The following is a 13,853-nucleotide window of genomic DNA, read 5'->3' as shown; positions in this document are numbered from 1 at the left end:
CGCCTTGCAAAAAGGCAGGCCAGGCAGTATGAGCGCAGTGCCTGGCGGCGGAATTTCCGCGCGCTTCCCGAAAGCGGGGCACGGGGCGCCACGCCTTGCGCGTGACCCGGGCCTGAAAGCGGCCGCCGGTGGCCCCGCGCGAAAGGCAAGGCCCCGCTTTAGAGGGGAGACGCCGCAATCCCGGGCGCTCCCCGCAGTGCCATGGGGTGAGCGGCGTGTGCATGTGGGGCAATGCCGGGCGCGCCGCCGGTGGCCCGCATGCGCTCAGGTGGCGCGTGCCTGCCGGGGGCGGCCTTTTTCCGGGCCTGGGGCGGGAGAATATCCTATGAGCTTTGTCAGCATTGAATTTCTCCTTCTCTTCGGGATCGCCCTTGCCGTTTTGCCCTTTATCCGGAATATTCCGCTCAGGAATATGTGCATCCTCGGGTTCAGCTGTATTTTTTATGCCTGGTGGAGCGTTCCCCACCTCTTCCTGATGCTCTCGATTTGCTTTATCGCCTACATTTCCGCACTTTGGATGAGGAAAGGCAAGTTCATTCTCTGGCTTGCCATCAGCCTGATCGTCCTGACGCTCATTTACTTTAAGTATTACACGTTTTTGCTTTCCACGCTGGGCGCTCTCGGGGGGGGGGGAGGCTCCACGGAGAAATCCATTATTCTCCCCTTGGGCATTTCGTTCATCACGTTTCAAATGATCGCCTATGTGGTCGATGTATATAAGCAAAAGGTGGCCGCCGAAAAAAATCCCGTGGATTTTTTCGCCTTCGCGCTCTTCTTCCCGCAGCTGGTGGCCGGCCCCATCGAGCGGGCGGCCAGCCTCCTGCCGCAATTCAAGACCCTCAAAACTGCCTCCCGCGAGGATGCCGAGCTCGCCGTGGGCCTCTTGGTCTATGCCTATTTTTTAAAAGTTTTCATCGCGGACCATGCGGGCCTTATAGCGGACAGCGTATTCGGGCAGGCCACGGCCAACGGCTGGTCCGTCATTTTCGGGTCAATGGCGTTCGGGCTCCAGATTTATGCGGATTTTTTTGCCTACAGCCTGATGGCCATCGGATTTGCCAAATTGCTGGGCTTTAATCTCTCACTGAACTTCAACCGGCCCTACTGGTCCACCGAGCCCCGGGAATTCTGGAGCCGCTGGCATATAACCCTGAGCTCATGGATACGCGACTATCTGTATATCCCCCTTGGGGGCAACCGCCACGGCACACGGCGGATGGCGCTGAATCTCCTCCTCTGCATGGGGCTGGCGGGCCTGTGGCACGGGGCCGGGTGGAATTTTGTCATCTGGGGCCTGTGGTGGGGCGCGGCCCTCGTGGCATGGCGGCTCGTCGTGCCGCCGGAGTTTACCCGCAAGCCCCTGGGGCGCGCCCTGGGCTGGCTGGTGACTCTCCTCGTCGCGTTTATCGGCTGGTTCTTCTTCCGTGTGCACAGCCTCGAGGAATTGTCCCTTGCCGGCAATGCCTTGAAACATTGGGAATTCTTCCCGGCGAATTACTGGCAGCTTAAAGCCCTCCTCTTCCTGGGCGGCATCCTCTTTGTCATAGAGTTTTTCCAGCGCAGGGCGCAAGCGGACCTTCCCCTGACAGGGCTGCACAGGTATATAAAATATGCGTGCCTGGGCGTCATGCTGTTGTGCACGCTTGTTTTTTACAACAAAAACATCCTGAGTTTTATCTACTTCCAGTTTTAGGCGCCTGCGCGGCAACCCTGCCTCGGGCGCGCTGGTCCGGGTGGGATGCTGTTCGCTGAGACGAGGGCCCGGCGGGCGCCGAAGCCCAAAACGCCGAATGAGGCATGAGGCGGCATGCGCTATGGAGCAGTTAAAAAAACTTCGTGACCTCCTCGCCACAAGAAGCCGCTCGCATCCGCTGCGGGCGGTTGCCCTTGTGAGTTTGCCCATCCTTGCCATGTTCGGGCTTGCGGGCGGCCTTGCCTGGCTTGGCGCACGGCACATGGATACGGAATACGAGAAGCCGGCATCGTATGACATGCTGCTCATCAATGAGCAGGTAAAAAGGGTAAAGCAGGGGGCAAGGGGCGATATCGTCATCTTCGGCGACAGCTCCGGCCTGATGGGCATAGACCCGCTCATCCTCGAGCAGGAGCTGGGGCGGAGTGTCCAGAACTTTTGCACCCTGGCCTACGCCGGGCCCCGGGGCTGCGCCATCGTGCTCGAAGAATACCTGAAACGGAACCCGGTGCCGGAACTGATCCTGTTCGCTTTTCATCCCATCCAGCTCATACGGCAGAAACAGTATGACAACTGGCCAAAATATATCAGGAAAAGTTTTGATAAAGAGGTGGTTCCGCCCACAGGCCCGTACAAGGGCGTCAAGAATGCCCTGAGCACGCTTCTTTATGACCACGTTCTCTATGTGCCACTGCGGGGAAGCTCCGGCGGCTATTATGGCTCGCCCAAGGCGGCGCAGGAGGCCATTCGCGCGGGCCATGGCGGCGTCATCGACCCCAATGTGATATATTTAAAAGACGTGCAGAGCGGCCCCAAGAATATCGGCTTTCAGGGCCTGGCGGAGGGCTATGTGCAAAACCTCCAGGTGCTGCGGGAGGTTGTGGACAAGTACGGCCTGAAGGACGTGGTATTGCTGCGAACGCCCGTGGCGGAGCATTTTGTGGACGAGAAGGGCGCGCTGGCGGCGGCCTACCGTGACGTGGCGAAAAAGCTGGCCATCGAAAAAGATGCCGGCCTGCTTGAGGGGCTGGCGTTTTTCCCGGCCAAATATTTCTCCACCATGACGCATTTGAACAGGTATGGAAAAGCGGAATTTTCCCGGGCGCTGGCCGAAAAGCTCAAGCCCCTGCTTGCGGATGGGGGCGGGCACGAGGCCGCCCCCTCCCCGCAATAAGGGAAAATCGTCCCCAAGGCGCCGCGCGTGGGGGCTGGCCTCGCGCGGCCGGTTCCCCTGTCAGGCCAGCGCGCTCAGGTCGTAATCCGAGCTTTCCACGATATCGCCCTCCACCACGGCCCCGGGCGTGACACCCGGGCCGCTCACCCATGTCACGCCGTCCACCTCCGGCGCCTGGAACCACACGCGCCCGCGATGCAGCCCGGGCCACTCGGCCGCGGGCGCGTCCACGAGCACGGGGAGGCGGCTGCCCACGGCTTGCGCGAGAATGTCCGCGCTGATGCCGGCCTGGAGCTCCATGAGGGCGGCGCGCCGCTCCTCGCGCACGGGCACGGGCACTTGCCCGGGGAGCTTCGCGGCCGGCGTGCCTTCTTCGGCCTGGTAGGCGAAAACGCCGAGGTGGGTGAAGCGGGCCTCCTCCACAAAGCGGCAGAGCTCCAGGAATTGGGCGTCGGTCTCGCCCGGATAGCCCACGATGAAGGTGGTGCGCAGCGCCGCGCCGGGCAGGATGCTGCGCACGCGCTCGAGCACGCGGCGCGGGTCGCCCGCGAAGGGGCGCCCCATGGAGCGCAGGAGTTCGGGCGCCGCATGCTGGAAGGGGATGTCAAGGTACGGCAGCACCGGGGGCCCCAGCCCGGCCATGCGCCTGAGCAGGGTCCCGGTGACGCCCGTGGGGTAGAGATAGAGCAGGCGCAGCCAGAAAAGGCCGTCCAGGCCGGCGAGGGCGGTGATGAGGTCCTCGAGCCGGGGGCGCTCCGCGCCGCCGCTGAAATCGCTGCCCCAGGCGGAAACGTCCTGCGCCACGAGGTCGAGCTCGCGCACCCCCTGGGCGAGCAGCGTGCGGGCCTCGGCGAGCAGGGCTTCGGCCGGCGCCGAGCGCAGGGGCCCGCGAATGGACGGGATGGTGCAGAAGGCGCACTGGTGGCGGCAGCCCTCGCCCACCTTGAGCCACGCATAGGCGGGCCCGGTGGAGAGCAGCCGGCCGGGCAGCCCGGAACCTTGCGCCGGAGTAAGGCCCAGCGCCGCGCGCACGAGGGCCGGCCAGCGCGCAAGGTCTTCCGTGGGCAGCCAGAGATCCACTTCCGGGAGCTCCTTGGCGAGCTCGGCCACGCCATAGCGGCCCACCATGCAGCCGGCCACGGCCAGCAGGGGGCGCCGCCGGAGCTTGCCGAGATGTTGCGCCGCGTCGAGCACGGCGCGGATGGATTCGCGCACCGCGGGCTCGATGAAGCCGCAGGTGTTGATGAAGACGAGGCGGCTTCGGCCCATGTGCGCCGCGGGCTTCACGGGCACGCCCAGCGAGCCCAGCAGGCGCTCGCTGTCCACGCGGTTCTTGGGGCAGCCGAGGCTCAGCGCCCAGACGGGCAGCGGGCCGCGGGGGGTGGAAGCGCTCTGGGAGCCGGAAGGCATCGCGTCAGAAGGGCACGCGCAGGAAGCGCGCGCTTTCGGGCTGGATGTGCAAAAGCCGCTCGGCGGAAACGTGGTCGGCCCGGGTGACAAAGCTCGTCCTGTCGATGTTGAGGATGGCTTCGGCCTCGTGGCTGCAATCGAAAAGGTGGAGGACATCGCCGTCCACGCGGTCGGCCGTGGTCCAGTGGCGGTTCATGGGGCCCCCGTCGGGCGTGAGGCTGCGCAGAAAGCGGAAGACGATGGCCCGCCCGCGCCCCGGGGCCAGCCAGTCGCGGCAGGCGGCGAAAAAGGCGTCCGGCCCGGGCAGGGACTTTGCGCCCGCAAAGGGCGCCTGTACGTCCAGCGGAAAGGCGCGGGCCTGGATACGCAGCAGGTTGTCCACGAGGGCGATATAGTCCGTCTCCTGGGTGAGCACCGCGCGGAAGGCCTCGGGCCGGGAGGCGAGGCCCATGAGTGTCTCGTTCAGGATGTCGCGCGCCTTGAGCACGCGGATGCCGTAGAGCAGGCGCAGCGCGTTGAGCACGGCGTAAATGGCGCAGAAGGTGTCCAGCTTGCCCTGGTAGAAGGGTTTGAGCATGTCCCCGTCACTCCACGGTGACGCTCTTGGCGAGGTTGCGCGGCTGGTCCACGTCCTTGCCGAGATAGTCCGCCACTTCGTAGCTGAAGAGCTGGAGCGCGGGCAGCACCGCAAAGGCCGAGAGCGGGGCGGGCAGCGGCGGCACGCGCCACACGTCGTCCGCCGCAAGCTCCGTAGCGGGATTGGTGAGCGCGATGACCTTGCCCTGCCTCGCCTGCACTTCCTCGATATTCGACTTGACCTTGGGGAAGAGCGCGTCGTCAAGCGCGATGGCGAAGGTGGGGAAGGCCGGGTCGATGAGCGCGATGGGGCCGTGCTTCATCTCGCCGGCGGCATAGCCCTCGGCGTGGATGTAAGAAAGCTCCTTGAGCTTGAGCGCGCCCTCCAGCGCCAGCGGGTAGCAGTGCCCGCGCCCGAGGTAGAAGAAATTGGCCGCCTGCGCGTACTTGAGGGCCAGCTCGCGCGCGGTCTTGTGCATCCGGGGCAAATGGTCGTCGAGCAGGGCCGGCAGCGACTGGAGGATGCCCAGGCGCTCCTTGCGGGCGGCCGGGGTGAGGGTGCCCGTGCGCTCGCTCCAGTGGAGGGCCATGAGCGCGAGGGCGAGCATCTGGCTGCACATGGCCTTGGTGGAGGCCACGCTGATCTCGGGGCCGGCCTGGGTGAAGAGCACGGCCTCGGCCTCGCGCGCGATGGACGAGCCCACCACGTTGCACAGGCCGAGCACCGGCAGTCCCCGCTCCTTCATGAGCCTGAGCGCGGCCAGGGTGTCGGCCGTCTCGCCGCTCTGGCTGATGACAAGGCCCATCTCGCCCTCGCCGAAGCGCGGGCTCTCGCGGTAGCGGAACTCCGAGGCGATCTCCACCTGCACGGGGATGCCGGCCCAGGCCTCCAGCAGGTGGCGCCCCCAGAGCCCGGCATGGTGGGACGTGCCGCAGGCCACAACGTGCAGGCGCTTCGGCACCGGGAGATGCGCGAGCTCGGGCAGCACCACGCGGTCGCCCGAACGGGCCACGCGGCCGGCGAGGCCGTCGGTGATGACGCGCGGCTGCTCGAAGATCTCCTTGAGCATGAAGTGGCGGAAGCCGTCCTTCTGCGCGGCCTGCATGTCCCACTGGATGGTCTGGGCCTCGCGCTCCTGCCGGGAGAGGTCGGCAAGCCGGAAAATCTCGTGGGCCGAGGCGGTGGCGCGCACGATCTCGCCGTCTTCGAGAAAGACCACGCGCCGCGTATAGGGCAGAAAGGCCGGGATGTCCGAGGCCACGAAGTTTTCGCCGGTGCCGAGGCCCACGATGAGCGGCGCCGCCATGCGCGCGGCGTAGAGCGTGTCCGGGGAGGCGCAATCGAGCAGGCAGACGGCGTAGGCGCCGTGGGCCTCGCGCAGGGCGGCGGCAAAGGCGTGGAGCAGGTCGGGCTCGGTCTTGCGGCGCTCGGCGATGAGGTTGACGAGCACCTCGGTGTCCGTCTCGGAATGGAATTCATAGCCCCGGGCCGCGAGGCCGGCCTTGAGCTCCTGGTAATTCTCGATGATGCCGTTGTGCACGAGGGCGAGGGAGCCGTCGTTACTGAGGTGCGGGTGCGCGTTGCGCTCTGCCGGCACGCCGTGGGTGGCCCAGCGGGTGTGGCCCATGGCGCAGGTGGCGGTGATGGCCGGCGAATCGGCCAGCTTTTCCTTGAGGGCGGCGAGCTTGCCCTTGGCGCGCAGCACATGCAGGCGCCCCGCAAGCAGCCACGCCACGCCCGCCGAGTCATAGCCGCGGTATTCGAGCCGCTCGAGGCCCTCCACCACCACGGGCACAGCCGGGCGGTGGCCCACATAGCCGATGATGCCGCACATGGATCGCTCCCCAGGCGCCGCCCGCGCCTACATGTTCACGCGGTCGACGAGGTTGCTGTTGACCACTTCCACCTTGGCGCCGTCCGCGAGGCTCTGGAGAAAGATGGCGTAGACCGCGTCCTCGCGCTCGCGCTTTACGCCCTCGGCGAGCGCCTCGCCCACGCTCTCCCACTCCGCGCCGTCCGGGGGCAGCACCGCGGCCACGCGGCAGAGGAGGGCGCCCGGGCCCTGCGGGCCGCTGACGCTGTAGACGCGCTCGAGCCAGTCGCCCGGCTTGTCCGCGAAGATGGCTTCGGCGAGCGCCGGGTGCGGGGCGAAGTCGGCCAGGGCGCCGCCGCGCTCCATGGCGGGCGCCTGCCTCACGCCGAGGCTTTTGGCTTCGGCCTCCGGCAGGGGGCCGTCCTTGAGCTTTGCCCGCGTGGCCTGCGCGCTGGCGAGCGCGTCGGCGAGCGCCTTCTCCTCGGCGAGGATCTTCACGATGCCGTCCTTCACCTCGGCGAAGGGCCTGGTGGAGGCCGGCTCCGTGGCGACGATGCGCGCCACGAGGTAGCTGTCGCCCGCTTCCAGCGCGCTGTCCACCGGCAGGCCCGCGCCGGCCGCGAGCAGGGCGTCCGCGCCCTCGGGCTTGACGCCGAGGGTGCTGACCAGCCCCTCCTTGTCCAGGAGGCCGCTTTCCGCCGCCTTGAGGCCGTGGCGCTCCGCGCTTTCGGCAAGCGGCTTGTTGAGGATATTGTCCTCGATGAGGCTGTCGAGCGTGTCATGCAGCCTGTCCGAGCCGCGCTCGAAGGCCACGCCCTTGCGCGCCTCGCCGGCGACCTTCTCAAATTCCGGCACGCCGCCGGGATTCTTTTCTTCCACGAGGATAAGGTGCAAGCCGAAGGGGCTGCGCACCGGCTCCGAGACCGTGCCCGGCTCGAGGGCGAAGGCCGCTTCCTCGAAGGCGGGCACGGTGCGCCCGCGCGTGATCCAGCCGAGCTCGCCGCCCGGGCCCGCCGCGCCCTCGGGGTTCACGGCGTCGGCCACCTTGGCGAAGGCCTCGCCGGCCTTGAGGCGGGCGGCGGCCTTGGCGATGGCCTCGCGGGCCTCGCTTTCGGCCGCGGCGTCGGCATCCTGCGGCAGGGGCACGAGGATATGGGCCGCGCGCACCTGCTCCGGCTGCTCAAAGTGGTTCCTGTTGGCCTCGTACCAGGCCCGCGCGTCGGCCTCGCTCACGCTGTCGGGGCTGACGAGCTCTTCGGGGCGCACGGCCACATAGGCCACGTTGACGCGCGCCGGGATGGCGAAATCCGCCTTGTGGCCGTCATACCAGGCCTGGGCCTCGGCGTCCGTGACCGTGACCTTGTCGAGGAAGCGCCCTGCGGGCACGAAGATATAGTCCACGCTGCGCCGCTCGCGCAAAAAGTCATAGCGGCGGCGGGGCTCGTCCGGGTCGCTCCAGGCCGGGGCGGTGACGAGGGCGTAGATCTTGCCGGCCAGGAGCTCGTCGGCGAGCTCCTTTTCATACTGGGCCGGGCTCTTGCGCTGCGCGGCGAGCACGCGGGTATAGGCCTCGGGGTCGAAGCGGCCCTTGTCGTCCTGGAAGGCGCGCATCTTGCCCACGGCGTGCCTGAGCTCCACCGGGGTCACGGTGATGCCCGCGCGCTCGGCCTCCTGGAGGACGAGGGTCTGCCGGATAAGGTCGTTGAGCACCGTGCGCCCGAGATGGTCGCGGATAAGCTGCTCGCGCGTGAGCCCGGGATTGGCGCGCAGCAGGTATTCCTCGGCGCTGCGGTAGGCGCGCTCGAACTCCTGCGCCAGGATGGGCTGGCCGTTCACCACGGCCACCACGTTGGAGTAATCCCGGTCGTTGAAGTTGCCCACGCCCCAGAAGACGAAGACAAGGATGATGACGCCGAAGGCCACCTTGACGCCGAAAGACTGCGCGCTGGTGCGGATATACTCAAGCATGGGCGCTCCCGTGCGGCCCGGGCCGCAGGAATGAGGATCACAGGAAAGGGACAGTATACGCGCGGGCGCGGCAAATTTCAAGAAAGGGCGCCGCGGCCGCGGAGGCGGGAAGTGGCGGGGAGAAGGGAAGGGAGCCCGAGCCTAGCGGGCCTCGCTGCCCGGGGGGCACGGCACGGCGCCGCCGCACTGGGTGCCCCCGGAACCCGTGAGGCCGCCCGTCTCCAGCGGCAGGCGCTCGTCCCGGGGGGTGTCGTCATCCGGGGCGGCCGGCGAAGTTACCGCGCGGCCCGGGCGGGCGTCGGCGTGGCCGCGCGGCTGCTGGGCGCGCTCCACGCGCTCGCGGATGTCACCCGGAAGCCCGCGCTGCTCGAAAAAGGGCACGCCCTGCGAGCCGGCCGCGAAAACGTGGGCCTTGTTGCGCAACAGGCGGAAGCGCAGGAGCAGCATGCCCGGCCGCCAGGAGGCGAAGCCCGAGGGCTCCTGGACATTCTGGCTCTGGGCGAGGGCCTGGGCGATGTTGAGCCCTTCGTCGAGCAGGGCGCGCATGCGCGCCACCTTCCAGACATCGGCCTCGGTCTCGGCGAGGGGATAGAAGGCCACGTCCACATTGCCGGAGAGCGCGTTGATGCCCTCGATGCAGTAGCGGCAGGAGGGCGAGAAAAACATGCGCGTGACCGGGTTTTCGCTTTCGTCGAGGATGGGCCACACATCCGCCTGGGAGCGCGCCACGGCGCCCACATTGACCACGAAGAGCGCGGCCCACACCCAGAGCAGCACGGAGTGCCGCCGCTCCTCGGGGCGCATGCGGCTCTGCGGCGCGGGCTCGCGGCGCAGGAGGAAATAGATGATGGCGAAGAGCAGCGCCGCCACAAGGCAACTGATGCAGGGCGCGGTGAAGGCCATGAGCAGGAGCAGGCAGATATCGCCCAGGATGGCGAGGGCGGCCACGATGCGGGCCCACTCCGCCGCGCCGAGCAGCGCAAGGCCGGCCAGCGCGCCGAAGGCAGCGGTGCCGAACCACCAGAGGGAGATGCCGGCGACGGTGAAGTCCTGGTACAGGGTGCAGCCGGTGGTGACGCAGAAATTGACATCGTTCCCGAGCGCGCTCCAGACGCAAAAGGCGGTGCCCAGGAGCGCGAAAAACAGGGGGCCGGCGAGGATGGCGTGACTTCTGTTCATGGTTTGCTGTCGGCGCTGCGCGGGATGTTGGCAGAGTGCGGTTTCACGGGCGCAACATGAGCGGCCGGCCCGGGGCCGCGCCAAAGTGCATCATGCCGCAAGGCTCCATTCTAGGGGTTTTTCCTTTTTTCGTAAAGACGCAAAGACGGGCGCAAGCCCCGCAGCGCCGGAGCCACGGGCGCGGGCGAAGCCGGAGGCGCCCGGCCGGGCATTGGCAAAGGGCGCCGCATCCCCTATACTGGAGACCGTTGCGTCCCGCCTGCCCCCGGCCGGGGACGCCGCCCCTCCCTGCAAAAAAGCCGATTGTGGTGAAATATATGCTGCACATTCCCCGGCATCACGGCATCTTCCCCGCCCTGGCGCTCGTGCTTATTCTGGCGTGGCCGACGGCCACCGAGCCCGCCACCCCCTCCACATCGAGTGGCCCCAACCGTGAGGTCAAGGCGGGCATCTTCAATTTCGAGGGCTACCACAGCAAGGATGACGAGGGCAACCTGGAAGGCTACGGCATGGACCTTCTGCGCCTGCTCTCGGAATATTCCAACCTCAATTTCACGTTTTCGGGCTATGACAAGTCCTGGCAGGACATGCAGGAGATGCTGAAGAACGGCGACATCGACGTGGTGAGCACGGCCCGGCGCACGCCCGAGCGCGAAAAGATCTTCACGTTTTCCTTGCCCGTGGGCCGCAACCACACCGTGCTCACCCGCAAGCTGCAGAACACCCACCTGCGCGCGGGCGACTACGAGACCTATGACGGCATGAGGATCGGCGCGGTGGCGGGCAGCAGCCAGAACCGCTACCTGCCCGATTTTGCGAAAGACAAGGGCTTCACCTACACGCTCATCGAATACGAATCGCCGTCCGAGCTCTCCGACGCCCTGCAAAAGGGCGACGTGGACGCCATCCTCTCCAGCAATTTGCGCAAGCCCTACAACGAAACCCTGCTCGACATCATCAAGAGCGACAATTTTTACATTATCGCCCGCAAGGAAAACAAGGACATCATCGACGAGATCAACCACGCCATCGACCAGATGAATCTCAACGAGGGCGATTGGCAAAACCGGCTCTATTACCGCCACTACGGGCCGGACCAGCCCGACCAGGTGGAATTTTCGCCGCGCGAGGAGGAATACAGGGCAGCGGTGAAGCAGGGCGACAAGGCCATCACCGCCACGGCCCGGGCCGACAACGCGCCGTACTCCTTTGTGGAGGACGGCGAGCTCAAGGGCGTCATCCCGGAATATTTCGGCCGCGTCATGCAGGTGGCGGGGCTGCCCTATACGCTGGTGGCGCCGACGGCGCCCGGGGAAGCCGGCGAAAACCGCGCCCATGCGCTCGTGATGCTGGACCGGCTGGAGCCCGACCGCATCGGCGAGGACGAGCCCTATCACGGCTTTTCCACCGAGCCCTATCTTGTCACCGGCGTGGCCCGGGTGACGCGCACGGACTTCAATGCCCCCGTGCGCAAGCTGGCGCTGCCCAAAGGCATGCCCTTCGACCTGCCGGACGGCCTGCTGAAAAATGTGGAGACGCGGGAATATCCCACCGCGCAGGAAGCCCTGCGCGCCGTGCAGCGCGGCGAGGCCGACGCGGCCTACGTCTTGCCGCTGACCGCGCAGATGTTCATCAACCGCGACCCCGGCGGCGGCCTCACCTATGCCATCCTCAACGACGGCGGCGCCAATTTCAGCATTTATGTGCCGGCCAGCGCGGACCATGAGCTCGGCACCATCCTCAAGAAAGCCGTCAAGGGCGTGCCGCCGGCCACCCTCAACCAGCTCGGCTCCAACTATGTTTCGTACCGCGCCGGGGACATGAGCCTCTGGCACTATCTCTACGCCAATCCGGGCACCATGTCGGTGGCGGCGTGCATCCTCATGCTCGCGGCCTCGCTCTTCCTCATCATGTGGCTGCGCGGCCGCTGGAACCGGCAGCTGCTCACCACCACCGAGCACGCCAACCAGGAGCTCGCGAGCCAGCTCGCCATCGTGGAGGCGCTCTCCCGCGATTATTCCAACGTGCTCGCCATAGATGCGGACAAGGGGAGCACGGGCATCATCAAGCTCTCGGGCTTCGGGCCCGGGGGCACGGCCGAGAGCCAGGGCGCCGAAAGGCCCTATGCGGAACTGGCCGGGCGCTATATCGACCAGAAGGTCCACCCCGAGGACCGCGACTATCTGCGCGACGCGCTCTCGCTTGAGACCATCCGCAGGCAGCTCGCCGAAAAGGAGGAATACAGCGGCACCTACCGCATCGTCGAGGACGGCGAGACGCAGTATTTCCAGTTCACCTTCGTCAGGCCGCACGAAAACGGCGGCCGCGGCTATGACCTCATCCTCGCGGGCTTCAGGAACATCGACGACATGATCCGCCGCGAGCAGGAGCAGAAGCAGGCCCTCGCCGAAGCGCTCGAAAAGTCCCGCTACGCCAGCGCCGCCAAGACGGCCTTTTTGAACAACATGTCGCACGACATCCGCACGCCCATGAACGCCATCATCGGCTTCACCGCGCTCGCCTCCTCCAATGCGGACAACGTGCCCATGGTGCAGCGCTATCTGGGCAAGATCATGACCTCGGGCAACCACCTCCTGAGCCTGATCAACGACGTGCTCGACATGAGCCGCATCGAGAGCGGCAAGGTCAAGATCGAGGAGCAGGAGGTGAGCCTGCCCTCCATCCTCCACGACCTGCGCACCATCGTGCAGGCGGACGTGCGCGCAAAGCAGCTCGACTTCCAGATCGACACGCTCAACGTGGTCAACGAGACCATCTTCTGCGACCGGCTGCGCCTCAACCAGGTGCTGCTCAACATCCTGAGCAACGCCATGAAGTACACCCACCCCGGGGGCCGGGTGAGCGTGCGCGTCATCCAGGTCACGCCGGCGGAGGACGGCAGGGCCACCTACGAGTTCCGCGTGCGCGACAGCGGCATCGGCATGAGCAAGGAGTTCCTGAAGCATGTCTTCGAGCCCTTCGAGCGCGAGCAGACCACCACGGTGAGCGGCATCCAGGGCACGGGCCTCGGGCTCGCCATCACCAAGAACATCGTGGACATGATGGGCGGCTCCATCGAGGTGGAGAGCGAGAGCGGCAAGGGCTCGGAATTCGCCGTGACCTTCACCTTCCGCGTGGTGGAGGAGGACACGGCCGACATGCTCCTGCCGCAATATGAGGGCACGCGCGCGCTGGTGGTGGACGACGACATCAACACCTGCACCAGCCTCTCCAAGATGCTCTCCGAGCTCGGCATGAAGCCCGACTGGACCACCCTCGGCAAGGAGGCCCTCGTGCGCACCGAGTTCGCGCGCGAGCAGAACGAGGCCTACGGCGCCTATTTCATCGACTGGATCATGGCGGACATGAACGGCATCGAGCTCACGCGCCGCCTGCGCAAGACCGTGCCCCCCGAGGTGCCGATCATCATTCTCACGGCCTATGACTGGACGGACATCGAGGAGGAGGGCAAAGAGGCCGGCGTCACGGCCTTCTGCTCCAAGCCCATCTTCCTTTCGGGCTTGCGCAATGTGCTGCTCTCCCCGTCGCAGCCTGAAGAAGAGGAGCACGAAGAGCCCACGACGCCGGAAAGTTTCGCCGGCAAGCGCCTCTTGCTCGCCGAAGACAACGAGATGAACCAGGAGATCGCGCAGATGATCCTGGAAAACGCGGGCTTTGAGCTCGACATCGTGGAAAACGGCCAGCTCGCCGTGGCCAAGGTGCGCGACATGCCCGCCGGCACCTACGACCTCATCCTCATGGACGTGCAGATGCCGGTCATGGACGGCTATGCGGCCACCCGGGCCATCCGCGGCCTGGAGGACCCCATCCGTTCCGGCATCCCCATCATCGCCATGACGGCCAACGCCTTTGACGAAGACCGCGAGGAGGCCATCAATTCGGGCATGAACGGCTATGTGGCCAAGCCCATCGACATCAAGAAGCTCATGGAGACGCTGGACGAGTTTTTGCGGCAGCGCTGAGCGCGTTTTGCCACAAGGCACAGAAAAACCTCCCGCCTGCGGGAGGTTTTTTCATT

The 13,853-nt window shown here is 66.4% G+C and carries 8 protein-coding genes; 3 read left to right on the top strand and 5 right to left on the bottom strand.

Going from position 1 to position 13,853, the window contains the following annotated elements:
- The first annotated feature begins 28 nt into the window (after positions 1-28).
- Entirely contained in the window at positions 29-1,693 is a 1,665-nt protein-coding gene (locus G7Y54_RS10225) for an MBOAT family O-acyltransferase (RefSeq protein WP_346773641.1), read from the top strand.
- A 196-nt stretch (positions 1,694-1,889) separates the two neighbouring features.
- On the top strand, positions 1,890-2,867 hold the full coding sequence (locus tag G7Y54_RS10220) for a hypothetical protein (RefSeq protein WP_165079212.1): 978 nt from the start codon (positions 1,890-1,892) through the stop codon (positions 2,865-2,867).
- 60 nt (positions 2,868-2,927) lie between these two features.
- Here G7Y54_RS10220 and rimO read toward each other — a convergent pair whose 3' ends face one another.
- The 5 genes from rimO to G7Y54_RS10195 all read right to left on the bottom strand — a co-directional run bounded on the left by rimO (position 2,928) and on the right by G7Y54_RS10195 (position 9,814).
- A complete protein-coding gene (gene rimO, locus G7Y54_RS10215) occupies positions 2,928-4,277 on the bottom strand; it encodes a 30S ribosomal protein S12 methylthiotransferase RimO (RefSeq protein WP_165079211.1) in 1,350 nt (449 codons plus the stop codon).
- 4 nt (positions 4,278-4,281) lie between these two features.
- Entirely contained in the window at positions 4,282-4,854 is a 573-nt protein-coding gene (locus G7Y54_RS10210) for a hypothetical protein (protein ID WP_165079210.1), read from the bottom strand.
- Between the two features lie 7 nt (positions 4,855-4,861).
- Positions 4,862-6,688 carry a glutamine--fructose-6-phosphate transaminase (isomerizing) gene (glmS, locus tag G7Y54_RS10205; protein WP_165079209.1) on the bottom strand — a complete coding sequence of 609 codons (1,827 nt, stop codon included), beginning with the start codon at positions 6,686-6,688 and terminating at the stop codon, positions 4,862-4,864.
- A 27-nt stretch (positions 6,689-6,715) separates the two neighbouring features.
- Entirely contained in the window at positions 6,716-8,635 is a 1,920-nt protein-coding gene (locus tag G7Y54_RS10200) for a SurA N-terminal domain-containing protein (protein ID WP_165079208.1), read from the bottom strand.
- 141 nt (positions 8,636-8,776) lie between these two features.
- Positions 8,777-9,814 (bottom strand): hypothetical protein, encoded by a 1,038-nt coding sequence (locus G7Y54_RS10195; protein WP_165079207.1) that lies wholly within the window; start codon positions 9,812-9,814, stop codon positions 8,777-8,779.
- A gap of 317 nt (positions 9,815-10,131) precedes the next feature.
- Here G7Y54_RS10195 and G7Y54_RS10190 point away from each other — a divergent pair, with 317 nt between their 5' ends.
- Positions 10,132-13,797 (top strand): response regulator, encoded by a 3,666-nt coding sequence (locus G7Y54_RS10190; protein WP_165079206.1) that lies wholly within the window; start codon positions 10,132-10,134, stop codon positions 13,795-13,797.
- Positions 13,798-13,853 lie beyond the last annotated feature (56 nt).

Origin of the sequence: Desulfovibrio sp. ZJ746 (genome assembly GCF_011039155.1) — a bacterium.
In the GTDB taxonomy this organism is placed as follows: domain Bacteria; phylum Desulfobacterota; class Desulfovibrionia; order Desulfovibrionales; family Desulfovibrionaceae; genus Desulfovibrio.
Note: the sequence above shows the minus strand (reverse complement) of the source record. Positions and strands in the feature narration are given on the sequence as shown.

Coding starts and splice junctions, on each gene's coding strand:
- G7Y54_RS10225 (WP_346773641.1), top strand. CDS start 29: ATGAGCGCAGTGCCTGGCGGCGGAATTTCCGCGCGCTTCCCGAAAGCG.
- rimO (WP_165079211.1), bottom strand. CDS start 4,277: ATGCCTTCCGGCTCCCAGAGCGCTTCCACCCCCCGCGGCCCGCTGCCC.
- G7Y54_RS10210 (WP_165079210.1), bottom strand. CDS start 4,854: ATGCTCAAACCCTTCTACCAGGGCAAGCTGGACACCTTCTGCGCCATT.
- glmS (WP_165079209.1), bottom strand. CDS start 6,688: ATGTGCGGCATCATCGGCTATGTGGGCCACCGCCCGGCTGTGCCCGTG.
- G7Y54_RS10200 (WP_165079208.1), bottom strand. CDS start 8,635: ATGCTTGAGTATATCCGCACCAGCGCGCAGTCTTTCGGCGTCAAGGTG.
- G7Y54_RS10195 (WP_165079207.1), bottom strand. CDS start 9,814: ATGAACAGAAGTCACGCCATCCTCGCCGGCCCCCTGTTTTTCGCGCTC.
- G7Y54_RS10190 (WP_165079206.1), top strand. CDS start 10,132: ATGCTGCACATTCCCCGGCATCACGGCATCTTCCCCGCCCTGGCGCTC.